Source organism: Caloramator quimbayensis, assembly GCF_900167605.1.
GTDB lineage: Bacteria > Bacillota > Clostridia > Clostridiales > Caloramatoraceae > Caloramator_B > Caloramator_B quimbayensis.
Window position 1 is genome coordinate 153,271 of sequence record NZ_FUYH01000004.1, and the last position, 23,668, is coordinate 176,938.

24 protein-coding genes and 2 pseudogenes are annotated in these 23,668 nt (G+C 29.6%); 22 read left to right on the plus strand and 4 right to left on the minus strand.

The genetic code is table 11. The features are described 5' to 3' along the window. The first annotated feature begins 4 nt into the window (after positions 1–4). The 19 genes and pseudogenes from B5D15_RS03870 to B5D15_RS03960 form a co-directional block, all read left to right on the plus strand. Positions 5–1,216, plus strand: coding sequence for a type II secretion system F family protein (locus tag B5D15_RS03870; RefSeq protein ID WP_078695798.1), 1,212 nt, complete (start codon positions 5–7; stop codon positions 1,214–1,216). A gap of 15 nt (positions 1,217–1,231) precedes the next feature. Further along, positions 1,232–1,642, plus strand: a complete 411-nt coding sequence (locus B5D15_RS03875) for a type II secretion system protein (protein ID WP_078695799.1) — start codon at positions 1,232–1,234, stop codon at positions 1,640–1,642. Between the two features lie 69 nt (positions 1,643–1,711). Then, on the plus strand, positions 1,712–2,212 hold the full coding sequence (locus B5D15_RS03880; RefSeq protein ID WP_078695800.1) for a pilus assembly FimT family protein: 501 nt from the start codon (positions 1,712–1,714) through the stop codon (positions 2,210–2,212). A 9-nt stretch (positions 2,213–2,221) separates the two neighbouring features. Next, positions 2,222–2,737, plus strand: a complete 516-nt coding sequence (locus B5D15_RS03885; protein WP_078695801.1) for a PilW family protein — start codon at positions 2,222–2,224, stop codon at positions 2,735–2,737. Positions 2,738–2,748: 11 nt separating this feature from the next. Continuing rightward, positions 2,749–3,675, plus strand: coding sequence for a type IV pilus biogenesis protein PilM (locus tag B5D15_RS03890; RefSeq protein WP_078695802.1), 927 nt, complete (start codon positions 2,749–2,751; stop codon positions 3,673–3,675). Positions 3,676–3,689: 14 nt separating this feature from the next. After that, a complete protein-coding gene (locus B5D15_RS03895; protein ID WP_078695803.1) occupies positions 3,690–4,241 on the plus strand; it encodes a PilN domain-containing protein in 552 nt (183 codons plus the stop codon). 4 nt (positions 4,242–4,245) lie between these two features. Further along, positions 4,246–5,334, plus strand: a complete 1,089-nt coding sequence (locus B5D15_RS03900) for a hypothetical protein (RefSeq protein WP_078695804.1) — start codon at positions 4,246–4,248, stop codon at positions 5,332–5,334. Between the two features lie 4 nt (positions 5,335–5,338). Then, on the plus strand, positions 5,339–6,076 hold the full coding sequence (locus B5D15_RS03905; RefSeq protein ID WP_179122180.1) for a type II secretion system protein: 738 nt from the start codon (positions 5,339–5,341) through the stop codon (positions 6,074–6,076). 16 nt (positions 6,077–6,092) lie between these two features. After that, positions 6,093–8,426 (plus strand): pilus assembly PilX N-terminal domain-containing protein, encoded by a 2,334-nt coding sequence (locus tag B5D15_RS03910; RefSeq protein WP_143287185.1) that lies wholly within the window; start codon positions 6,093–6,095, stop codon positions 8,424–8,426. A gap of 11 nt (positions 8,427–8,437) precedes the next feature. After that, positions 8,438–11,581 (plus strand): vWA domain-containing protein, encoded by a 3,144-nt coding sequence (locus B5D15_RS03915; protein ID WP_078695807.1) that lies wholly within the window; start codon positions 8,438–8,440, stop codon positions 11,579–11,581. 103 nt (positions 11,582–11,684) lie between these two features. Continuing rightward, positions 11,685–12,812, plus strand: coding sequence for a tRNA nucleotidyltransferase/poly(A) polymerase family protein (locus tag B5D15_RS03920; RefSeq protein ID WP_078695808.1), 1,128 nt, complete (start codon positions 11,685–11,687; stop codon positions 12,810–12,812). Further along, complete coding sequence (locus B5D15_RS03925) at positions 12,805–13,419, plus strand: site-2 protease family protein (RefSeq protein ID WP_078695809.1); 615 nt, start codon at positions 12,805–12,807, stop codon at positions 13,417–13,419. Before B5D15_RS03920 ends, B5D15_RS03925 begins: the two co-directional genes overlap by 8 nt. A 10-nt stretch (positions 13,420–13,429) precedes the next feature. Next, a complete protein-coding gene (locus B5D15_RS03930) occupies positions 13,430–14,179 on the plus strand; it encodes a segregation/condensation protein A (RefSeq protein ID WP_078695810.1) in 750 nt (249 codons plus the stop codon). Next, a complete protein-coding gene (gene scpB / locus B5D15_RS03935; protein WP_078695811.1) occupies positions 14,164–14,730 on the plus strand; it encodes an SMC-Scp complex subunit ScpB in 567 nt (188 codons plus the stop codon). The genes B5D15_RS03930 and scpB overlap by 16 nt, the downstream gene beginning before the upstream one ends. 35 nt (positions 14,731–14,765) lie before the next feature. Beyond that, the gene (locus B5D15_RS03940) at positions 14,766–15,338 is read left to right on the plus strand and encodes a hypothetical protein (protein WP_078695812.1); all 573 of its coding nucleotides are present in this window, start codon (positions 14,766–14,768) and stop codon (positions 15,336–15,338) included. Then, positions 15,322–15,747, plus strand: a complete 426-nt coding sequence (gene ytfJ, locus B5D15_RS03945) for a GerW family sporulation protein (protein WP_078695813.1) — start codon at positions 15,322–15,324, stop codon at positions 15,745–15,747. Before B5D15_RS03940 ends, ytfJ begins: the two co-directional genes overlap by 17 nt. A 113-nt stretch (positions 15,748–15,860) precedes the next feature. Next, entirely contained in the window at positions 15,861–16,985 is a 1,125-nt protein-coding gene (locus B5D15_RS03950; RefSeq protein WP_179122181.1) for a D-alanyl-D-alanine carboxypeptidase family protein, read from the plus strand. 50 nt (positions 16,986–17,035) lie between these two features. Then, positions 17,036–18,016, plus strand: coding sequence for a sulfide/dihydroorotate dehydrogenase-like FAD/NAD-binding protein (locus tag B5D15_RS03955; protein ID WP_179122182.1), 981 nt, complete (start codon positions 17,036–17,038; stop codon positions 18,014–18,016). A gap of 3 nt (positions 18,017–18,019) precedes the next feature. Next, positions 18,020–19,027 (plus strand): annotated as a pseudogene (locus B5D15_RS03960) (FAD-dependent oxidoreductase); the annotation flags it as partial. A 489-nt stretch (positions 19,028–19,516) separates the two neighbouring features. On the opposite strand, the pseudogene B5D15_RS15830 reads toward B5D15_RS03960, so the two are convergent. From B5D15_RS15830 to B5D15_RS03980, 4 genes and pseudogenes are all read right to left on the minus strand, one after another. Further along, a pseudogene (locus B5D15_RS15830) lies at positions 19,517–20,644 on the minus strand (recombinase family protein); the annotation flags it as partial. Positions 20,645–20,662: 18 nt separating this feature from the next. Continuing rightward, positions 20,663–21,580 carry a BRCT domain-containing protein gene (locus tag B5D15_RS03970; protein WP_207651446.1) on the minus strand — a complete coding sequence of 306 codons (918 nt, stop codon included), beginning with the start codon at positions 21,578–21,580 and terminating at the stop codon, positions 20,663–20,665. Between the two features lie 25 nt (positions 21,581–21,605). Next, on the minus strand, positions 21,606–22,064 hold the full coding sequence (locus tag B5D15_RS03975; RefSeq protein ID WP_078695816.1) for an ImmA/IrrE family metallo-endopeptidase: 459 nt from the start codon (positions 22,062–22,064) through the stop codon (positions 21,606–21,608). Positions 22,065–22,088: 24 nt separating this feature from the next. After that, positions 22,089–22,445 (minus strand): helix-turn-helix domain-containing protein, encoded by a 357-nt coding sequence (locus B5D15_RS03980; protein ID WP_078695817.1) that lies wholly within the window; start codon positions 22,443–22,445, stop codon positions 22,089–22,091. 199 nt (positions 22,446–22,644) lie between these two features. Between B5D15_RS03980 and B5D15_RS03985 the strand changes: the two genes are divergently transcribed. From B5D15_RS03985 to B5D15_RS03990, 3 genes are all read left to right on the plus strand, one after another. After that, the gene (locus B5D15_RS03985) at positions 22,645–22,839 is read left to right on the plus strand and encodes a helix-turn-helix domain-containing protein (RefSeq protein ID WP_078695818.1); all 195 of its coding nucleotides are present in this window, start codon (positions 22,645–22,647) and stop codon (positions 22,837–22,839) included. 106 nt (positions 22,840–22,945) lie between these two features. After that, the gene (locus B5D15_RS15370) at positions 22,946–23,113 is read left to right on the plus strand and encodes a hypothetical protein (protein ID WP_179122183.1); all 168 of its coding nucleotides are present in this window, start codon (positions 22,946–22,948) and stop codon (positions 23,111–23,113) included. Beyond that, positions 23,113–23,668 (plus strand): Rha family transcriptional regulator (locus B5D15_RS03990; protein WP_078695819.1); only part of this gene is annotated, 556 nt, incomplete at its 3' end. The genes B5D15_RS15370 and B5D15_RS03990, both read left to right, overlap by 1 nt.

The following is a 23,668-nucleotide window of genomic DNA, read 5'->3' on the forward strand; positions in this document are numbered from 1 at the left end:
AAATATGGCAAATTATACATATGAGGCTATAGATGATAAAGGCAAAAGGATTAAGGCAAACATAGCAGCCGATGACTTGCAGGATGCTTTAAGGCAGATTAAGGAAAAAAATCTTTATGTGTTAAAAATAGATGAAAATAATGTACTAAGCAAGGAAATTAAAATAAAGTTTCGTAAAAGAGTTAGCTCAAAGGATTTAGCTGTTTTCTGCAGGCAGATTGCAGCTCTTTTGCAGGCAGGACTTAATATATTGACTTGTTTTAATGTAACAAAAAATCAGATAAACAATAAACTCCTTAAAAATGCTGTTTTTAAGCTGTCTGAGGATATTGAAAAGGGAATATCTATTTCATCTTCTATGAAGGGTTTTCCTGATGTATTCCCTGAGATTTTAGTCAATATGGTAGAGGCTGGGGAAGTTGGAGGTTCTCTTGATAATTCCTTTGATAAGATGGCTGTGCAGTTTGAAAAGGAAATGAAGTTAAAACAGAAGATAACAAATGCTCTTATATACCCAGTAATCGTGCTTTTGGTATCTTTGATTGTTTTAAACCTGCTTCTTATATTTGTAATACCAACCTTTGTTGGAATGTTCAACGACTTAGGAGTAGAGCTTCCAGCACCAACAAGGGCAATTTTGCGGACAAGCACCTTTATGAAAAACAATTGGATGATTGTATTATTATTTATAATACTGCTTATTATTTTAATTAAATATTATAAAAAGACTCCTTCAGGAAGCATATACTTTTCAAATTTAAAACTTAAACTGCCTCTTATTGGGAAAATTTCTCTTTATTCTTCAATAGCGAGGTTCACAAGAACGCTGTCAACTCTTGTAAATGCTGGCGTTCCTCTTATAACATCGATTGAAACAACAAAGAAACTTTTACAGAATGCATACATTGAGAAAAGATTTGAAGGGGTTGTAGAACAGGTAAGAGGAGGTGAGGGATTAAGCAGTCCTATAAAGTCTTTGGGACTTTTTCCAGAGCTTGTGCCAGTAATGATTAAAACTGGCGAAGAGAGCGGAACCCTCGAGGAGATGCTCTCAAAACTTGCAGACCTCTACGAAAATGAGGTTGAAAACATGGTTACAAGGCTTACGGCAGTATTTGAACCTGTAATGATAGTTTTTTTAGCACTTATTGTAGGTTTTATGCTTGCATCAATAATACTGCCAATGTTTAAACTCTATGGAAATATGAGCATGTGATTGGAGGAATGAAAAATGGAAAAAAGAAATAAGAAAAAAGGTTTTACACTGATTGAAATGATAGTTGTAGTTGCAATAATTGCAATATTGGCTGGAATAGCAGTACCACAGGTAACAAAACAGATAAACAATTCTAAAAAAAGTGCAGATATAGCAAATGCAAAAACGATAGCTAATTTAATACAACAGCAAATAGCAGAAGGAAATACAATTGCAGAAAGTAAAACGAATTATTCAGAAGTAACTTCAACAGTTTTAAATAATAATACAGTACCTCAAGTAAAATATAAACAAGGCTATGTTTTTGTTTATAAATTAGACATAGATAATAATACTTTAATAGTTGGAGTATCCGATAAAGATACAAATGGTATAAAACAAGAAGACGTAATTACTTTATATCCAAATGTTGGATCTGGTTATTAAAATAACAACCTAATTTTTTTTTCATCGGGGCAATATTGCCCCACCTACTTTACTTAAAAGGTGATTATTATGAAAAAAGGTTTTATCCTGATTGAAATGGCAATCGTAGTTGCAATATTAGGAATACTTTTATCGATATCCTATATAAACTTTACAAGGCTTTCTGTTAAATCAAATGTGGACTCTAAAGCTGATGAAATAGCATCCATGCTTAGGGATACCTATGAAAACGGAAATAAAGAGATGAACTTTAAAGATTATTACATAGAGATTATAAAAAATGGAAACAGCTTTGAAGTGTCTTTAATAAGTCATAAAAATTCTGTAAGAAAAACTGATTTGAAGGATTTTGAATTAAATATTGTAGGGCAGACATTTGAATCATCTCCTAAATACATTTATTTTTCTCCCAATGGAGAAGTATTTTTATCCAATGAAAAAATTGAAGAAGGTTATGATTATAATATAGATGATAAAAAATTCAGCGATATAGTTATTAAAAAAGGAGAAAAGATTTCGAAAAAAATTCATATAGATGATATGCCTTTAGGAAATATTACTGTAGATTAGAGGTTTCTTATGAAGAAAAAAGGTTTTACGCTTATTGAAATAATAGTTACATCGGCTATATTATTAATATTATTAGGAAGCTTATATAGTTTTTTTAATACAAACTATATGCTTTTGTTTGAAGAAAAGAAAAAGGCATATATTGAATCACAGGTAAAAAGCTTTATGGATTTTACAATGCAGTCTCTTCAGATGTCTTATCAGGAAAAAATAGAAGCAGAGGATGCTAAATTAACTTTATATCTTCCTGCTGAGGATAATTCTCAAGTTGAATTCGATGCTTCAAAGAGCATCAAAATAGATATATATTATAACAATGGCAGTATATTTATATCTAAAATAAAAAATGGAATAAAGTCAGATAAAGCTTTACTATCAGGAAGCGTTAAAAATTTTAAAATAGAAAAGATTTTAGGCGATAGAGGCAGTTTAGAAGGTATAGAGATTAAATTTATAGTTAATTATGATTTTAAATTTAGAAATTTAGATAAGGAATATTTTATTAAATACAACATTAGAAAATAAGGAGTATTGATATGTTTAACAGTTTAAGCATAGAACTAAACAATACCTATGTAAAAATTGCAGAGGGTAAAAGGGGAAGGAAACTGAAAGTTATAAATTGTAAGGAAGTAAGTATTGAAAGTGAAGTAAATATAGTATCTGATTTGTATAACGAAACAGATATTCTAAATGCATTAAACAAATATTTAGTAGAAAACAAAGTATCGAAATTCGATGTAAATGTTGTTTTATCCGGAGTTACTAATCTTCTTGTAAGAGAGATTATTTTGCCCTTTGTTTCACAGGATAGGATATATGATATGCTGAAATTCGAATCCCCTCAATACTTTCCAGTTAACATAGATAAGTATATATTAGATTACAAGATAATAGAAGTTATAAAAGAGGGTAAAAACAAAAAATTAAGGCTTCTTGTATATGCTATTCCTAAAAGTATAATTGAACAGGTAATTAGTATAATGAATAAGCTGAATATGAAAATAAATAAAATTGATATAGAATCAAATGTTCTTTCTAAGCTTTCATCAAAGCTTGGAATAGGGAAAAATGAGGATTCAATGCTTATTAATATAGAGAGAAGTTTTTTGACCTGTGTAATAATAAAAAACGATATTATACAGCTTACAAAAACCTATCCCTATGATATGAAAGATATGCTTTATAATAGGGACAGAGATGATTTTGCAGTAGATGAATATAAGCTTAACGAAATAATAGATAACGTTGTTAAACTTATAGAGTTTTACAGGATGAGAGAAAGGCAGGAAATAAACAAAATATATATAACTGGAGAACTTTGTAGTTGCTTTGATATTTCAAATATTCTTTCTAAGAAGACAGGAATTGTAGCCGAAATTTTGAACAAGCTTGAATTTATAGATTGTAAAAACGATACAAAGTTAGAAGATTATATAATCCCAATTTCAACGCTTTTATAATTAAGGGGGATATTATGCTTGAAAATCTTATAATAAGTTCAAATAAAGATATAAATTTATTAGAAGCCTATAACAGGCAGATAAAAAAAGAAAAGAAGGATTATAAAATATATTATTTTATTATTATAGAGATAGCTGTATTTGTTATTTTAACTGTTATTTCAATTTACAGGATGTCTAATTTAAAAATACAAAACTCAAAGCTTACAGAAAGAATAAGCAAACTTATTCCTATAGAGCAGCAGGTTAAGGAATATACTGAAATAAAAAATAAATATGAAAATAAAAAGGCTATTGCCGAGGAAATATCAAATCAGAATGAAACTTTTAATGAAGCCATAACAGTATTAGAGGAAATAACTCCAACAGAAATCACAATTGAAAATATGATAATGACTAAAGATAAACTTTCCTTTGTTATAAAATCGGGCAAAGAAGAGAATATTGCTCAATTCATATATAATATGCAGAATACAGATGTTTTTAAAAATATAGTATTTAATGGTATTTCAAAGCAGGGGAATGATAAAAGAACTTCAATAACTGCTGACATAGTGAGGAAGTGATTATATGCTAAAGCTTACAGAAAAAGATAAAAAGTTATTGTTAATATTGCTGATTTTTATTTTAGGAGTTGTATACTACTACATATATGGTTTTATGTCGGGAAAGATATCAAACCTTAAAGAGGAAAATCAAAAGCTTATAAATAGGGAAGATGAGCTTAACAGAGCCGTTGAAATATATAATAAAAATAAGAGCAAAATTGAAGATACAAAATATGCTTATTTTGATATATCTCAAAAGATGTCTAAAAATTTAGATGAAAAATTCTGCATAGTTGATGCACTAAATTTGTTAAGAAAATATGATGCAGAAATAAATGATCTTCCAATTTCACCAAGGCAGGACTATAAATACAGCAAAAACAATAAAAAAATAGATGGAGGTTTTTATCATACTCTTAAGATATCTACAAAGATAAGCTATGATAATTTAAAGAAACTTTTTACCGAGACACAGCAGTTTAATACTATATACTCAGTCGATAATGTTTCAATAGTGCCAACAGAAAATAAAAATGTATTAGCAGTATCCTTTGATTTAAATTTTTATGGATTTAAAGATGAAAATGCTCCGATTAGGCAGTGGCAGGATTTCAATTTAAAAACGGGAAAGGATTTCTTGTTTTCTAAATTGAATTTTACAAATAAAGCTACTGAGGAAGTAACAGATGATTATATATTAAAGAATAAGGATTTTGTTATCAGCGCATCTACTTTAAATTCTCCAACAAGCGCAATTGAAATGATAAAGAGCGGAGATAATGTAGTTGTTTATGGTAAAAATAAGCAAATTGAAAAGGCACAGATAGAAATAAAACAAAACAAGAATGCTCTCCTTTATAGAATGTCAACGGAGGGGGATAAATATCCTAAAGACAATACATATAAAGAATTTAAAGCTAATACAGAAAGCATCATAATTTCAATTTACTCTTCAGGAAGAAAATATGCAGATGATAAAAATATAGTTCTTTTAAATATTAAAAACGATTCTGATAAGAAAGTAAAAGTATATGTTTTAAACGATGATAAAAACCTTCCAAGGCTTAACATAACAACTAATGGTAATAAGGTATATGTTGAAAAGAGATGATAGAGTGAAAAGAAAATGTAAAAAAGGTTATACATTAGTGGAAGTTTTAGCTGCAATGGCTATTTTTGCAATGCTTATAATACCGGTTTCAAAACTTATAGAATCTAATATTAGTGTAAATAAATCATCAAAGGAAGAATTAGAAACAGCTTCTGTTTTAAGTTATGCTTATGAAGCATATCTGCAGGATAGCAGCTTAGAAGAAATTACTTATCCTAACGATAGCAGATATAGTATTAATTATGCTGCTGAAAGCCTTCCTGATGAAATTTCATCTAAGGATTTGGATATAAAATGCGGCGAAAACAATATAAATATAAATTCAGCATATTCTATACCTGCTTCAGAAAATATGAACATTAAAATTAAGATAAACTATGAAAATAACAAAGCAAATTATGATATTTTTTATGATTCTATATCTAATGGCGAAATAAATCTTACTGTTGATAATCCAAATTTTATTATATATTTAGATATGCTGCAAAAGAGTAGTGAAAAAAAAATTAATATTCTTATTGAAGGAATTTATCAAGATGGGATTTTAAGCGATAAAACAATAAAACTATATAAAAAGAATAAAGAAGGAGAAAACAGTTTAAATATAGTATCTGTTTATCCTGATTTAATAGAAAAAACAGTTGATGAAAAAAAGAAACTTAACAGGAAAGTAATCATAACTATTAAGAAAGATGGCAAAAAATTAATAGATAAAAGCTATACTTTTACTGTTAACGATTAAAGAGAGTGTGATGTCTGTGAAAAAGAAAAAAGGTTCTGCTATGATATTTGTTATTCTAATAATAGTAGTATTATTTACCTTAAGTGCTGGACTTATGGAAATAGCATTATCATCCCTAAGGCAGAGCGCAAATTATAAAAATAAAAATGAGGCCTTTTATTATACCGATGCAGCAACTAATATAATAATAAATTATATGAATGCAGTAGGGAACGCAGCTAAAAACTCAGTAAACGAATACTGCTTTACTCCTTTAGGGGAGCCTAATTTAGAGGATGAAAGAATAAAAGCAGCCTATGAAACAGATAATTTTGAGGCTTTAATGAAAATAATTTTCCATGATTATTATGTGGATAAATTAACTAAGTATTTGAATAATGAAATAGCATTGCCTATAAAAACAGGTACGATGGAATTACCTTCTGATTTAAAGTGGGAAGACATTAAAGCAAAGATAAATGAAGATATTGGAAAAATGACATCAAGTGGTGTAAATATAACTTATCAATTCTATTCTGACTCTGATAATAGTTTGTTTCAAAGCATCAAGGACCACAGCAGATTATTTTATGAAAGCGATAAAGGTTTAGTAGATTCTTTAATAGTTAAGACATCCTTAAATAGTAAAAAGGTTGAGAGAATGCTGTTTACAAATTTCACCTTTACTCCTTTTAAAGAAAACACAGAAAACATAAGCAAAAACATTGAAAAAAAAGGATATAATCCTTTGCTTGATTATTGTATATTGTCAGGAAAAAATCTTTTAATAATAAATGGAGATAATACTGCGTCTATAAGTGGAGATATATATGTAAGGGGCTCTGGAAATAGGCTGAGTGAAAATGCGCCTTATAATAAGTATGGAGGAATTATTGCAGGAATTAATGAAAACACATTAGATGGATTAAAGGAATCCTCTGTTAATAAGTCTGAATTTAATTTAAGTGATAATATAAGCGGTAATTTAATAGTTAATGGAATGGCTGTAGTAGGGGGAATTGAAGAAAAAGAGGGTATTATTGATGGGGAGGATAAAGATAGATATTATTTAAACAGCGGTTATATTAGAACATCAGCTCCAAATTCAAAAATTACGGTTGAAAAGGATACCTACTGCAACTCAGTTGTTACTGACGAGGAAGCTTACAACTCATCATTAAATTTTGATGAAAATGTATATATTTCTGATAATGTCTCCTTATATGCTGAAAATCAAAATAATAACAGTAACAGCGTATATATAAAAAAAGATTTGATTTCCTTTGAGCAGTCAAACGATGACACCAATTTTAACAATTCATCATCAATAGTTGTTAACGATGATTCTGCGAAGCTGAAAATAGATGGAAAGGTTTATCTGTTTGGTACGGCTTTTATTGATGAATTGAAAAATTCAGACAACCGTATATTCAAAACCTTTGAAACTACAGCTATTACTCCTAATTTTAATATATATACATATAAAATGGATGGATTTAATTATAGAGATTATTATTTGGATATAAATAATAAAGAAGATGAATTTTCAAAGATTAGTATGTTTGATGTTTGGGATACGCTGAATAAAATTGGGAACAGAGCTGAAGTTATAAATAATTCAAAAAATTATGTTGACACATATTTAAATAATCATATAAATAAGCCTGATGAATTTGATTTTGAAATAAATAAATCTCAAATAGAATTAAATAAAGCAGATAGCAGCTATTACCCGTTTTTGTTTATAGCTAACAATAATCTTTATCTTGAACCAAACAACTCAATAAAGGATACTGCATCACTAACAGCAGATGCTAAAAAAACTGAAATAATTAAAAAGATAAAATTCGAAGATAAGGGATTGAAATCTCAAATAAGCGGTATTGGTGATGAAAGGTTTAACTTCTTAAAGTATTATTTAGATTTTGATTGCTTAAATGGTGATATTAAACTAATCAATAAAGATAAGAAAATTTATATAAGGCTTTCTAATGATAATATAGATATTAACTTAAATAAAGAAAATGTTGATGTTAAAGATTATAATTTAGATGGTTATAAAGTTTTAATAGCAGGCTCTAAAAACATAACCATAGACAGCGATAAAGATACCAAAATTTATGGGAATATTATAAGCTTAGGCGATATAATTTTAAAAGGCAAAAATATAACTTTAGAGTGGGATAAAGAAATTTCTAAGGAGATAATGAATTATTATGATTATAATAGAAGCGACGACTGCTTAAAATTGTATCAATTTTTTTCGAAGGGCATTATGCTTCAAGATTTATATACAAAGGAAGTATATTCAGGTTATCCAAAAACTACTGACATATTAATTAATACAAGAAGACAAATAATAAAAAAATAGGAGGTGGCAGGGTGAAAAAAAAATTTATTTCTATTTTTCTAATGTTTTTATTCATTATAATGCAGTGTTTTAATAATGCAGCTTATGCAAGCATTATTAAAGACTACGAAGCCGAAGCCTATGTATTCGTGGATAGCAGCAGTACTATTGCAAAGGATAAAGAAGTTAATGTGGTGTATAGATACTACATTAACGGAAAAGCTAAGGATTTTGATAATAGTGTTCCTATTAGTTTAAGTTATGCTGTTTCAGATAAGTTTTATTACATATCATCAAATCTTCCTAATGCAGTTTTTAAAAATCAACTTTTGACAGCATCAGGACTGTCTAAGGAAACAGGAAAATATATAGAGTATAATATTGTTTTAAAAGCAAAAGAAAACATTGATATTAAAAATCTTAGCGATTTAGGGAAGATTACAGTTACTTATAAAAATAATCAGGGAAACGGAAACTTAAAAACTGCTGAGGCAGCAGTAAAAATAGTTTTGAAGGATTCTAACAGCAGCTCTTATAATGATACAACTAATCTTAAGTTTACAGCTCAAAACAATAAAACAGAAATTTATTCAGATGAGAAATTTGAAACATCATTTACAATTGAGCCTCAAGGACAAGTAAGTATTGAAAGGAAACCTGTTTCTATAATACTTGTAATGGATACCTCAGGTTCAATGAAAGAAAATAGTAAAATAGATAAATCTAAGGAAGCTGCTAAAAAATTAATGGATACTATATATAATAATAGAATAAGCAATGACAAGGCAGGTTTGGTTGACTTTGATACTTATGTAAACAATAATAGCAGCAATAGATATGTATATAATTCTTACGGTTATTATTGGGGTACTTGGAAAACAAAGTATACCACGAGTATATGCAGCAGTTTGAAATATATAGATAACAGTACTTTAAATGATTATAAAGATAAAATTAATAAGATGTTTGCTGTAAGCTCTATCTCTGATGTAGTTGGAGGAACGAACTTAGAATCGGCACTTCTTCTTTCAAAGGAATATTTTAATAACGATAGTAATGAAAAACATATTATCGTATTAACCGACGGCAATCCAACATTTTATATGCAATCTGATGGAAATATTAAGGGGCTTGGAAGCGGTTATGACGAAAATGCGGCAGATAAAGCAATAAATGTTTTAAATGATTTAAAGAATATGGGAGTAAAGACTCACTTTATTGGCCTGAAAACAAAGGATAACGATATAAATGATGACTTTTTAAATGCAGCAGCAAGTGCTGGGGGAGGCTTAAAATTTACAACTAAAAATCCTGATGAAGTTGATTCTATAATGCAGAATATATACAGCGTTATAAATAAATCAATTGTATATAGCAATATCAATTTTGAATATGTTCTTCCTGAAGGAATAGAAGCAGATAAGTCGAGCCTTCCAGAAGGATTTAAAGTTGAAAATGGTAAAGTTACAGGACAAATTAATGATATTGAATTTAAAAATAATCAGTCTGCACCTCAGCCATTTAATTTTAAAATATCTTTTAAAGCAAAAAAGGCTGGGGATATAGATTTAGGAGAGGCGCAAATTAATTATACTAAAAATAGCATATTAGGTAATTCGGAAGGCATAAGGAAGGCAGAATTAGGAAGCATAAAAGTTAGTATGAGAGATTTCGGGGTAGACTTGGATTTTAATGCAAATAAGAGCAGTGATAATTTATATTTAGATCAAGAACTTACTTTAAATTATAGCATAAATCCAAAAGGCATCTTAAATCTTACAAGAAAACCTGTTTCAATAGTTCTTATAATGGATTCATCAGGTTCAATGGCACAGATAAAAATTAATGGCAGGTATCAAATAATTGACAAGACAGATGATAGATATGTTAACACAAAAATGTATTATGCTTCTGAGTCTGCAAAAAAATTGATGGATTTGATATTTTTAAAAAGTATTGCTGGGGACAAAATTGGATTGATAGATTTTGATACTTATGTAAACAATAACAATTGCAATACATTAATAGACTCAAACAGTCAGCAGAACATAAATGCATTAAAAAATAAAATTAATAATATGTATGCCGAAGGTGGAACAAATCTTGAGGCTGGATTATTAAAAGCAAAAGAATATTTTTCTTTAGATAATTCGGGTAACGATAAATATATTATATTGCTTACCGATGGTATGCCTTCATTATATTTTGATAGCAATGGTAAATTAGCTGGAATTGGAAGTTCATATGATTATACAGCAGGAGAAGAGGCTAATAATGCAGCAAAAGAATTGAGCAGAATGGGAGTAAAATTGAACGTAATAGGCGTTGATACTGAAAATGGAGATGTTAAAAAGGAATATATAGATAATTTAGCGGCTATATCAGGAGGGGTTTCCTATTATACAAGCAATCCTCAATCCATTGACACTTTAATGCAGGAGACATATAAAATAATAAATAAATCAGTTGTTTATGAAAATATAACTATTACTCAAGACATACCTTCAGGATTGACAGCTTGCAGTCTTCCTAACGGCTGGAAAATTGAAAATGGACGATTAACAGGATATGTAGAGAATGTAGTTTTTGAAAACAAAAGCAACAAAACACCAGAGGCTAAAGAATTCACTGTAAAGCTGAAAGCTTCAAAGATTGGTGAATATGACTTGGGATATGTGACAATGAATTATTCTATGAAATTCGATGAATTTTCAACATCTAAAGAGCCTAAAAATATATACCTTGGAAAAGTTAATTTTAAGCTTAAAGATTTTAGTAATTATATAAACTTTAATGATATGCAGATAAATAAAAAGATTGTACCTAATAAAACCACATTTACTATAACTATTACACGAAACAAGAATGAGCTGTATAATCTATCTAATGATGCAAAAGTTGAGCTTATTTTAGGTACTGACAACAATAAAGTAAGCATTTTATCTAAAACAGGAAACCTTTTATTTGATAAGATCTCAACTTCTAAAACCTGTAGCTTTCAGGCATCAATAATTGATTCATCAAAAGAACAAAGTGCTAATATAACTGTTAAAGCTATTAAAATAACTTTTAATGGTGAATCCTATACTATAGACAGTAAAGATGAAATAGCTAAATATTTTAATAATAAAGAACCTGTACAAAAATTGAAGGTAAAAAAATTTTCCCTAAGGTAAAACAATCAGTGCCCTCTATTGGGCACTTTAATTTTTGTTTAGAAAAAACAAAAGTAGTGGTATAATAAAATATATTTTGTTTTTATTGATTTTGGAGGCTCTTATGGGGTTTTTAGATTTTGCTATAATTAAAACTTTTTCGAATTTATTCATGATGTTAAATATAGAAGGGTATCTTGTTGGGGGAGCAGTAAGGGATATTTTAATGGGAATAGAGCCAATGGATTTCGATTTTGTATGCGAATTAGATGAAGAAGAGCACTACAGCGCTGCTGAAAAAATAGCTTATATTTTAAAATGCGATTTTAAATACAACAATTTTTACCATACAGCAAAGTTCTTTTATAAAGGCTTCGATGTTGATTTCGTAATGGCAAGGGCAGAGAAGTATATAAGTGCAGCTTCAAAGCCTATTATAAAATCAGCAGATATTATTGAGGATTTGAAAAGAAGAGATTTTACTATAAATTCTATCGCAGTTAGTTTAAAGAATGAAAAATTTGAAATCATTGATCCATTTAAAGGAATAGAGGATATTAAAAATAAAAAAATAAAAATACTCCATGATAAAAGCTTTAAAGACGATCCGACAAGGATATTTAGAGGCATTAAATATGCATCAAGATTTGATTTTGATTTTGATGACGAAACCCAAAATAGTTTGGAAGAAGCTTTGCAAAGAGGGTATATTTTAAAACTTCCTAAAGGAAGGATAAGGCTTGAGATAGATGGCCTTTTAAATGATAAAAATCCTCTTTTGGCCTTTGAATTTATAAAAAGATACAATATATTTGAATCAATTGTAAAATCGAATATATATATATCTTTAGAATATGATGAAATAAAGTTTAATGGTCTCGATTTCAATGATAAAATGGTTCTTATTTTTTATAAAAATAAGGAAGAAGTGCTCAATAAAATAAAGGATTTATTATGCTTAGGGGAGAATTTTATAAAGTATTCATTAAAAATAAAAAAATTGGAAAGTAATCTTTTAATGAGCGACTTTGAAGTTTATAAGCATCTATTTGAGGAGAATATAAAGGACTGCCTTCTTTATTCAGCTTTTGATGAGGATTTAAGAGTACAAAGCTATTTAAAATATAAAAATTCAATAAAAATTGAAAAGGATTTTGAGAATTTGCCTTTGAATATAAGAAAGGAATGCATAGCATCAAAAAAAGCAGATATGATTATAAATTTATTAAATGGAGGATCTGACTATGTTTAATTACGATATCGCCCAGTTTTTAATAACTGGTATTGCAATAATAATTTCACTTTCAATACATGAATATTCCCATGCATTAATATCCACTCTTTTGGGAGATGATGTTCCCTTTAGATATGGAAGGCTTACTTTAAATCCCCTTGCCCATATAGACCCTATAGGAATTATTTCACTTTTTCTATTTAAATTTGGATGGGCAAAACCTGTTCCTATAAGCTCAAGAAACTATAAAAACAGAAGGCTTGGAATAATATTAACATCCCTATCAGGACCAATATCAAACCTTTTACTTTCTTTTTTTACAGCCCTTTGTTTTGTTATTTTTAGTCCAAGCAGTGAGGGTGTAGTATATTTTTTAGGAGAACTTTTTACAATAAATACTGGGCTTTTTGTTTTCAACCTTATACCTATACCACCCCTCGATGGCTCAAAGATATTTGCAGAGCTTTTTGGAGGAAGGATTGCGGATTTTATATACAGCCTTGAAAGATGGGGTATGGTTTTACTATTTGCTCTTCTTTGGATACCTCAGGTTAGCTATTTTTTATCTTTTTTAATACATACAGTTAAAATATTTATATTGAATATAATAACAATAATTTTATGATGGTGATGATATGTCTATAAATATTAAACTTGAAATGTTTGAAGGTCCGTTAGACCTTCTTTTGCACTTAATAAAAAAATCAGAAGTAGATATATATGATATACCTATTGCTGAAATTACAGAGCAGTATATTTCTTATCTTAAAGCCATGGAGGAACTGGATCTTGAGATTGCCAGCGAGTTTTTAGTTATGGCATCAACTCTTCTTGAAATAAAATCAAAGATGCTCCTTCCAAAGGTAAATATAAGTGATAATGAAGAATCGGCGGATATAGACCCAAGGAAGGAGCTTGTTGAAAAACTTGTTGAGTATAAAAAATATAAGGAATTCGCTGAAAGGCTCAAAGAATTTGAAAAGTGCGGAGCTATATTTTTTAAAAGTCCTGAGATAATAGATGATATTGAAAACAAAGATGTATATTTTAAAAACATAACCGTTGAAAATCTCATGACAGCATATAAAAGAGTTATTAAAACCTATGAAAATAGATTTAATAAAAGAAGTGAAATACCAAAGGATATAGATTATGATGAATTCAGAATAGAAGATAAGATGGATTATATTAAAAATATGGTATATAAATATAAAAGAGTATCCTTTGAAAAGTTTTTTGAAAATGCAAAGTCAAAGCTTGAAATAGTAGTTACTTTTCTTGCAATGCTTGAGCTTATAAAGCTGAGGTTTATAACTGCAATTCAATATAAAAACTTTGAAGAAATCATAATAGAAGGGCAGGATGAACTATGGAAGATTTCCTAATAGACTTCCAATTTGAAGATGATGACGAAAGACTTAAGGGAATAATAGAAGCTGTATTGTTTGCTGCTGGTGACCCAATTTCAATAAAGGATTTAGCTTATGCAGCGGGAGTTAGCGAAAAAAGGGCTGAAACTGTTATAGAGATGCTCGAAGAAAGTTATAAATCTGCAGACAGAGGACTTTATATCATAAGATTTAATAATAAAATACAGCTTTCAACAAAACCTGAATATGGAGAATATATAAAAAAGCTTATTAAACCTGAAGGAAGGCAGAATCTCTCCCAGGCAGCTCTTGAGACTTTATCTATTATAGCCTATAAACAGCCTATAACAAGGATTGAAATAGATGAAATAAGGGGAGTCAGAAGCGACAGGGCGATTGCAACTCTTCTCGAAAGAGGGCTTATAAAAGAAAATGGAAGGCTTGATGCTCCTGGAAGGCCTATATTATACAGCACCACCGATGATTTTTTAAAGTATTTTGGATTTAAAAATATTAAAGAATTACCTGAACTTATTGAATTTAATTTGGAATATGAGGAAAAATAAAAAAATGAAGTAAACTTTTTTTGAAGGTGTAAATCATGGGAATTATAGTTTTAGCTGTAATATCAGTCGTAATTTTATTTTTCCTTTTAAGCACAATTATTTTTTCAATATACGTCGGCAGGGATAAAAAAGTTGTTATTAATATTATTTTATTTAAAGTTATAAAAATCAAAATAAATGATAAGAATAAGAAAAGGAAGAAAAATAAAGGCTTAAAAATTAACATTCCTCCTAAAATAATACTTAAAATTTTAAAAGAATCTCTGCCCCCCGTTAAGTATTTAATTGAAAAATCAAGACTATATATTAAACTTGATATGACTTTTGGGCTATCCTCTCCTGATAAAACTGCGATAACCTATGGACTGATTAATTCCTTTATTTACACTTTAGATTGTTTTTTGAAATCTTCTTCAAAAAAAGTTGATTCATCATATAATATAGTTCCGGATTTAAAAGACAAAAGGATTGATGTGTTTCTCGACTTTAAAATCTCTATTAGGATTTTAAACGTCTTTTCCTTCCTTTTTAAGCTTTTAAGGATTTTTCTTCATTATAAATCCAATTTTAAATTTAAAGGTGGTGTAGTATATGGAGCATCCAATTGAAGCTTTAATGAAAACTACTATGGACAATTTGAAGCAGATGATTGATGTAAATACTATTGTAGGAGATGCCGTTGAAACTCAGGACGGAACAGTAATAATTCCTATCTCTAAGGTAAGTATAGGCTTTGCTTCAGGCGGCAGCGAATTTAAAGGTTCAGATTCTAAAGGAGATGAAAACACTAAGCTCCCCTTTGGCGGAGGAAGCGGAGCAGGAGTATCCCTTCAGCCGGTTGCTTTTCTCGTTGTAAAATCTGATTATGTAAGGCTTCTTCCTGTAGCTCAGGCAGGCTCAATAGAGAGAATAATCGACAACATACCTGAGTTTATTGAAGAAATTACAGCGCTATTTAAAAAAGATAAAGAAAAAGAAAATTCTCAGGAAGAAAACTCGGCTTTTAATGCTACTTAAATAAAATTTTGAGCCCATATTGCAGATTATTTTAGCAATATGGGCTAAGTTTAACTTTTATATCTGAAACATCATAAATTATAAATCCTGTGACTATGTTTGGAGGATTTAATATGAAATTTAAGAAAGTATCCTTTCTTTTTTTTATTATCATTTTACTATCAGGTTTTGCTTACAGCCCTCAAAAAAACATAAATTTAAAATGCCTGTCAGCAGTAGTAATAGATCAGGATTCAGGAAGAATATTGTATTCTAAAAATGAAAACAGCCTTCTTCCAATGGCAAGTACTACTAAAATTATGACAGCAATTGTTGCCATTGAAAGGGGAAACCTAAAGGATACAGTTACTATTTCAAGCAGAGCTTCATCGATAAAGGGCTCTGTGGTTGGATATAAAAAGGATGAAAAGCTATCCCTCGAGGAACTTTTATATGGTCTTATGATGCGCTCTGGGAACGATGCTGCAATAGCTATTGCAGAGCACATATCAGGAAGCGTTGAAGAGTTTTCAAAGCTTATGACAGATAAAGCTTTTGAGATAGGGGCATATGATACAAGTTTTAAAAGCCCCCATGGTCTTGATATGGAAAATCACTATACAACAGCAAAGGATCTTGCTAAAATAACTGCTTATGCGATGAAAAATGAAACTTTTGCTAAAATTTCATCTACAAAAGAAATAGATTCTGGAGAAAGCGGAAAATTCACACGAAGTTATAACAACATAAATAAATTTCTATATCAATATCCTAATTCCGATGGAGTTAAAACCGGCTCTACAGGAAAGGCAGGAAAATGTTTTGTAGCCTCGGTTAAAAACCCCTATGGAAGATATATATGTGTTGTCTTAAACAGCAGCGACAGGTGGAACGATGCTAAAAAGCTTGCCGATTATGCGGAGAAAAATTACAAGTATATTAAAATTCTAAGCAGGGATGAGCTGATAAAATCATTTAAAGTTTATGGAGGAGAAAAAAAATATATTGCAGGGAAAATAGAAAAGGATCTTTATATACCTGTTACTGAAGATGAAATAAACAGCATCAAAATGGAAGTTTATGCTCCTTCGGTTATTTTCTCCCCTGTAAAGGAAAATGAAATATTAGGAAATGTGGTTGTATATGCTAAGGATACTGCAGTTGGCAAGTACCCTATAATCAGCGACATGGAAGTTAAAAGGAAGAACTTTGCAGAGAATTTAAAGGAAATGATGAAAAGAATGGCAAATATAAAGTAACCAAAAGCCCCCTTCAGGAATAATCTGAATATATGGAAGGGGGTTTAGTTGTGTTTAAGTATATAGATTGTATTGATGCAGGGAGTCCTTATTGCCCTTGCGAGCTTGCCTCAAAGGGAGAATGCATAATCTGTTCTCAACTTCACGGAAAGGAGTTTTGCGACTGCTTAAATTGGAAAGGAACCTGTATATACCAAGAATTCCTTTGGAATGGTTGTAAAAGTAAAAAAATAAGGGAGTTTAAAAAATTTAAAATAGAAAAAAGAGAATACTTTAGAGAAGATATTTTAAAACTTGATATAAAAGTAAATAAAGAGCTTTCAAGGGATTTAAACAATATTGGAGCTTTTGTATTTCTTAAAAATGAAAAGGATGCAGAATTCTTCAGCACTCCTATTTCAATTTTAAACAGCGATATTGAAACTGATATTATTACTGTTGTAATAAAAAGAGAAGGCATAAAAAGCAAGGCCCTTTTCGAATGTGAAGATGAAATATTAGTTAAGGGACCTTATTTTAATGGAATACAAGGGCAAAAATATTTAAATGAGCTTAAAAATAACAGCTGCCTTATATTATCAAGGGGTATTGCCTCGGCTCCAGCAGTTTTAGCAGCTAAAAAACTTAAAATAAATAAAAATGAGGTATATGTGTTTTTAGACAGGGGAAGAAGCAGACAAAACTTTTCAAAGCCCTATTTTTTATCCCTCGGGTGTATAGTTGAAGATGTTTCATTTTTAAATACAGATGGAGAGCTAAAGTATGAATATAAAAAGCAAATAGAGCAGCTTATAAAGAAATGGAATTTTAAAACGGTGCTTTCTGCAGGCAGCGATGATTTTCATGAAAAAGTTATAAACTTTATATATGGAATCGATAAGTATATAAATTTTGCAACAGTTAACAACAGCACTATGTGCTGTGGAGAGGGTATATGCGGAAGCTGCATAATTAAGGGAAGAAATAATGTAAAAATAAGAGCCTGCAAGCAGCAGTATAATCCTAAGGAAGTATTTTTAAGGGGGATTTAATTCATGAAGGTTGTGGTAATTGGAGGCGGCTGGTCAGGATGCGCAGCAGCCCTTGAGGCTAAAAAGTGCGGTGCTGACGTTTTACTTATTGAAAGGACGGATATGCTCTTAGGCCTTGGAAATGTTGGAGGAATTATGAGAAATAATGGAAGATACACCGCAGCTCAGGAGATGATTGAATTAGGGGGAGGGGATTTATTTGAGCTTGCAGATAAATGTGCAAGGCATAAAAATGTTGAATTTCCAGGCCACAAGCATGCGACTTTATATGATGTTATAAAGATGGAGCCAACTGTAAGAAGATATCTTTTAGAAAAAAATATAAATATTTTATTTGAAGCAAGGGTAGTCGATGTTGAACTTGAAAGAAATTCAATAAAGGGAATATATCTGTATGACGGAACCTTTATCGAGGGTGATGTTTTTATTGAAACTACTGGCTCGACGGGGCCTATGGGCAACTGCTTAAGATATGGAAAAGGATGCTCCATGTGCATATTAAGATGCCCATCCTATGGTCCGAGAATAAGCATAAGCAAAAGAGCAGGGGTTGAGGATATACTTGGCATGAGGGGAGATGACAGCTATGGAGCTATGAGCGGCTCATGCAAATTAAACAAAGAATCACTGTCGGATGAAATAAGGGAAAGTTTAGAGAGGGATGGGGTTTATATCATTGAGATTCCAAAGGAGGATGTAAACTTAGAAAAGCTTAACATGAAGGTCTGCCAGCAGTATGCCCTAAAGGAATTTGCAGAAAACATTGTACTTCTTGATACAGGCCATGCAAAGCTTATGACAAGTTATTATCCCCTTGAAAAACTTAGAAAAATACCCGGATTTGAAAATGTAAGGTTTGAAGACCCCTATTCAGGAGGAAAGGCTAATTCTATAAGGTATCTTTCCATGGCACCGAGGGATAACTCTATGAAGGTTACAGGGGTTGACAACCTCTTTGTAGGAGGAGAAAAAAGCGGACTTTTTGTTGGGCATACTGAAGCTTTTCCCACCACTTTGCGACAATAACCCACCCATGCTTCCGTTGCCATTTTCACCAAATAGTATAATTTTAATATCTCCTTTTTCTCCATCCCATGTAATTGATTTTACTATACTTGATATTAAGAATTTCTTTTCTTCCAATGTACACTGGTCAATTAATGTTCCGAATTTTTTTAATATGTTTGTAAACATATCAAGATCTAATTTTTGTTGTTGAATTTTTTCCTGCTGTTCTATTAAATCTGTTTTCTCTTTATTTAAAGATTTTATTTCTTTGTTTAAAATTTCTATTTCTTCTCTTATGTATTTTGCGGTATCATCATCATTAATATATGCTAATTGTTTAATTAGATTACTTATAGCCATTTTAATATCATGAATTTTTTTTTCTAAATTTTCTATTAGAAAGTCAGTATTATTTGTTGTTGCAGTTTCTTTAAGTTCAGATAAATTTTTTATAAGTTGTTCAGGATTCAATGTTATATCTTTAAGTTTATTTATTACTAATGTTTCTAATTCATCACCTCTAATATTAGGATTTGAACATCTTGTTTTGCCTGAATCAACTTTAAGTGAGCAAGTATAATAATATGTTTTATTATGTCCATAAGCAACTCTCATATTGCACCCACAATGGGCACATTTTAATATTCCTGTTAAAAGAGCAGTATTAGTTTTCCCTAATCTTGGAGCTTTCTCTTTATTTACTTGTAATGTTTTTTGGACTTCAAGCCATTTATCTCCATCAATTATGCCTTCATGTCTACTTATTGCTGCTATCCACTCAGAAATATTCCTATACGATTTTGTTCCTATTTTTTTATTGTATGTCAAAAATGCATGTTTGGAATCTGGTTTTCCAACAACAGTTATGCCTAAACTTTTTAGGTATTCAACGACTTCTTTTGAGGATTTTACATAGACTGGATTAGTTAATATCTCTTGTATCTGTTTTTTGTTCCAATCCTTATGCTGCTTAGTTTTATAGTGATTCGATAATAAAAATTTGTTTACTTGACTTAATGATTTTAATTCAAGATATTTTTCATAAATAAGATTAACTATTTCTAATTCTGTATTAATTGGCGATAACTTATACATTTTTCTTGGTTTCATATTTTCATCATAATACTGAATTGCTTCGCTATTAAAACCTAATGGAGTTTGCCCACCAAGCCAGCGACCCGACTTTGCAAGTTCAAGCATGTTATCTCTAACTCTTTCTGCAATAGTTTCCCTTTCAAGCTGTGCAAAGACACCTGCTATATACATCATAGCCCTACCCATTGGGGTTGAAGTATCAAATTGTTCTCTAATACTAATAAAAGATATTCCAAACTCTTGAAGTTGGTTTATAAGCATAGAAAAATCAGCAATATTTCTACTTATTCTATCAAGACGATAACATATTAGGACGTTAAATTTTTTATCTTTGGCGTCCTTTATCAAATGCTGAAATTCCGGTCTATTAGTATTCTTCCCTGAAAAACCTTCATCTTCATAAATAATAAATTCATTTGTGTTGAAATGTTTTTGAGCATATTCTTTGCAAAGTTGTACTTGATTTTCTATTGATTCACCTTTTTCTGAGAATTTTGATTTACGAGAATAAATTGCAATTTTCATAAATATATCTCCTATAATTTATTTTAATGATTCTAAAGCATCCCAAAAATCATTCTCATGAACAATTAAAATTTTATGGCCTTTTTTCCTCAAATTAACAGCTTGTTCAACTTTTCTTCCATAACATGAAAACGCCCAGCAAGGATTTCCGTTGTTACCAATGACTAAATAGTCTGTTTCTTTTGTTACTTTATCATGATATCTACCACCAAATGAAATTATAACCTCACTTATTTGTTTTCTTGTTGTTTTAGAAGATGTTCCTGTAAAGCAAAATAACTTATTATTAATAATTATTTCAGGACATATTGAACAAATACCACTAATGTTTATTTTTTCCCTTAATTCTTCGATTTCATTTCTATTTAAATTAGAAGAACATTTTGTATCGACAAAGTCGCTTAAAAATAATTTAAGAATTTTTCTTTCATAGTCATCAATAAATCCATCAGAAAGAATAGATATTAAAAGACTATAGATTTCATCATAAGGATATGTCCCAATTAAATGTTCATTATCTTCAAGCCAATTTTTTAAAGCTTTAATTTCAGAATCTGTTATAACTCCATCAGCTAATATCCCATGTAGAATTCCATGAAGTCTTTGTACATCGGAAGTTATTATATCAAAATACATATTTCCTATTTTATAATTATTACATAACCAGAGAATATCTTCTCTTTCGTTTTCATCTATAATTCCATCTTCTATAGATTTTTTTATAGTGTTCAATATATCTCCCAATGGTTGCCTATTTATATAATTACTATATAATTCACACCAAGCTGATAATTCTTTTAATTCATATTCATTTAAAATGTTATCGATTGTTATTCCTATTAGTATTCCCTCTAATGTATGAAGAGCTTTATCAATTTCCAATCTTAAAGTATATTTACGATATTGTTGACTATCATATTTTTCCAAATTTAACACAAGTTTTTCCCTCCTTATTTTAAAATTAAAACTTTTCTAAAATAGCTAAGGGGTCAAAATAAATAATATAATTATCAATAGTATAAAATAATCCATATTTATTTTTGTAATAAGTTAAAGCTTCATCTAAAAATTCTTCAGTAACATTTAAAAATTCAGCCAATTCATATTTATTTCTAATTCCATTTTTGTAGGCTTGAATTATTGAGGTTATACCGACCAATTTTTTATAAGCCCAATTACGAGCAATTTTTTCTTGTTTAATATTAATAACGTTTGATTGTTCTAATATATTACCTGAAGAAGTGTAGTGATGACCTATTTCTTCAGCTAAAATACAAACCTTTTCAGCATTTGTTTTAATGTTTTGATTTATTGCAATAGTATTGTTACAATAAAGCCCTTTAATATTGCCTTTGAATTTCATTTCAATAACATCAATATTTTTTTCATCTGCTTCATCTAATAGTTTTTCATATTCCATTATCCCACACCCCTTAGATATATATTATTTTTGCTTTTTGGATAATATAAATCTAATAAAGCTTTCTATATCTTCTATATCCTCGTCTGTAAATTTTTCACTTTTAAAATGAGCAGCAAGAGTTTCAATTTTATTCCCCTCAATTATTTTATCAACTTTTTCAAAAGAATTTGTTTTAGGATAAGTTTTATCATCAAAAAAATAATTTAAAGGCACGTCAAGAGCTGTAGCTATTTTATTTAAAATTTCAATATCAATTTTGCGTTTCCCGTTTTCAATTTTACTTATTGTAGATTGAGGTATTCCTGTAATTTTAGACAACTCATATGTTGATATATTTTTTTTTAATCTTAAATCTTTAATTTTTTCTGAAACATTCATATTATCACCTTTTTTATAAAAATCGAATTAAAATAATTCGATTTTAGAATAATTCAATTTTATAGAAATGTCAAGTAATTTTAAGTAAATTCGAGCAAATAAGAGATAATTTTACAAAATAATTCTAAAATAGACTTGTTTATACATCAACTCAATTCTATAATGTAATTAATTCGAATATAGAATTGGAGGTGAGAGAATGGAAGTCGGAAATAGAATTAAACAAATAAGAAAAGAATTGAAATTATCTCAATACGAGTTAGCAAAATTAATAAAATCTCTAAACCAATCACAATTATCAAAAATTGAAAATGGGAAAAGAGAATTAAAAGCTGATGAATTAATTCAAATTTCTAAAGTATTAAATATTCCAGTTGAAAAATTAATTAGTTAAAAAAATATAAAAAATTTAAAGACATAAATAAACCTAAAAGAAAGAGGAAAATGCTGCAAATACAACATGTCCCACTTCATATACTTTACAAGAGGGGGATAAATATATGAAACCAAAGGAAATAACTATTTCAATTGAAGGCGATGTTAAATTAGCATGTACTAATTATACCAAAGCCGTAGTTAAATTGATAAAAAATAAGTTTACCACTAATGATATAGATTGCTTGATAAAAAAAATACAATCAGATATAAGCCATAAGGAGGTAAGGTGATGAACGAACTAACCGTAATAAACCAAAACGGACAGCTTGTAGTTGACAGCAGAGAAGTGGCGGAGATGATAGGAAAACAGCATTCACATTTATTAAGGGATATCAAAGGGTATATCGAAATTCTTAACCAATCCAAAATTGGATTCGTTGATTTCTTCATTGAAAGCACATATATGGACAGCAAAGGGGAAGAAAGACCTTGCTACCTGCTCACCAGAAAAGGCTGCGACATGGTAGCAAACAAAATGACTGGAGAAAAAGGAGTTATATTTACAGCAAAGTATGTAACGAAGTTTGAGGAGATGGAGAAACAAATAAAAAACCAAGTGATTACATCGGAGCTAAGCCCACAGTTACAGTTACTCATCAATATGGAGCTGGAGCAAAAGAAAATGAAATTAGAGCTTCAAGAGACCAAAAAAGAGGTCCAAGCTATAAAAGATATTATAGTAATCAATCCGAGAGCAGAGTGGCGAAAGCAAACAAATAACATATTGAACAGTATAGGCTATAAAACAAAGGAATATCAAAAAGTAAAAGAGGAAGCCTACAAAG

What these genes read in the sequence shown, in the direction of transcription:
- B5D15_RS03870 (WP_078695798.1), top strand. Translation starts at nt 5, where the DNA reads ATGGCAAATTATACATATGAGGCTATAGATGATAAAGGCAAAAGGATT.
- B5D15_RS03875 (WP_078695799.1), top strand. Translation starts at nt 1,232, where the DNA reads ATGGAAAAAAGAAATAAGAAAAAAGGTTTTACACTGATTGAAATGATA.
- B5D15_RS03880 (WP_078695800.1), top strand. Translation starts at nt 1,712, where the DNA reads ATGAAAAAAGGTTTTATCCTGATTGAAATGGCAATCGTAGTTGCAATA.
- B5D15_RS03885 (WP_078695801.1), top strand. Translation starts at nt 2,222, where the DNA reads ATGAAGAAAAAAGGTTTTACGCTTATTGAAATAATAGTTACATCGGCT.
- B5D15_RS03890 (WP_078695802.1), top strand. Translation starts at nt 2,749, where the DNA reads ATGTTTAACAGTTTAAGCATAGAACTAAACAATACCTATGTAAAAATT.
- B5D15_RS03895 (WP_078695803.1), top strand. Translation starts at nt 3,690, where the DNA reads ATGCTTGAAAATCTTATAATAAGTTCAAATAAAGATATAAATTTATTA.
- B5D15_RS03900 (WP_078695804.1), top strand. Translation starts at nt 4,246, where the DNA reads ATGCTAAAGCTTACAGAAAAAGATAAAAAGTTATTGTTAATATTGCTG.
- B5D15_RS03920 (WP_078695808.1), top strand. Translation starts at nt 11,685, where the DNA reads ATGGGGTTTTTAGATTTTGCTATAATTAAAACTTTTTCGAATTTATTC.
- B5D15_RS03925 (WP_078695809.1), top strand. Translation starts at nt 12,805, where the DNA reads ATGTTTAATTACGATATCGCCCAGTTTTTAATAACTGGTATTGCAATA.
- B5D15_RS03930 (WP_078695810.1), top strand. Translation starts at nt 13,430, where the DNA reads ATGTCTATAAATATTAAACTTGAAATGTTTGAAGGTCCGTTAGACCTT.
- scpB (WP_078695811.1), top strand. Translation starts at nt 14,164, where the DNA reads ATGGAAGATTTCCTAATAGACTTCCAATTTGAAGATGATGACGAAAGA.
- B5D15_RS03940 (WP_078695812.1), top strand. Translation starts at nt 14,766, where the DNA reads ATGGGAATTATAGTTTTAGCTGTAATATCAGTCGTAATTTTATTTTTC.
- ytfJ (WP_078695813.1), top strand. Translation starts at nt 15,322, where the DNA reads ATGGAGCATCCAATTGAAGCTTTAATGAAAACTACTATGGACAATTTG.
- B5D15_RS03950 (WP_179122181.1), top strand. Translation starts at nt 15,861, where the DNA reads ATGAAATTTAAGAAAGTATCCTTTCTTTTTTTTATTATCATTTTACTA.
- B5D15_RS03975 (WP_078695816.1), bottom strand. Translation starts at nt 22,064, where the DNA reads ATGGAATATGAAAAACTATTAGATGAAGCAGATGAAAAAAATATTGAT.
- B5D15_RS03980 (WP_078695817.1), bottom strand. Translation starts at nt 22,445, where the DNA reads ATGAATGTTTCAGAAAAAATTAAAGATTTAAGATTAAAAAAAAATATA.
- B5D15_RS03985 (WP_078695818.1), top strand. Translation starts at nt 22,645, where the DNA reads ATGGAAGTCGGAAATAGAATTAAACAAATAAGAAAAGAATTGAAATTA.
- B5D15_RS15370 (WP_179122183.1), top strand. Translation starts at nt 22,946, where the DNA reads ATGAAACCAAAGGAAATAACTATTTCAATTGAAGGCGATGTTAAATTA.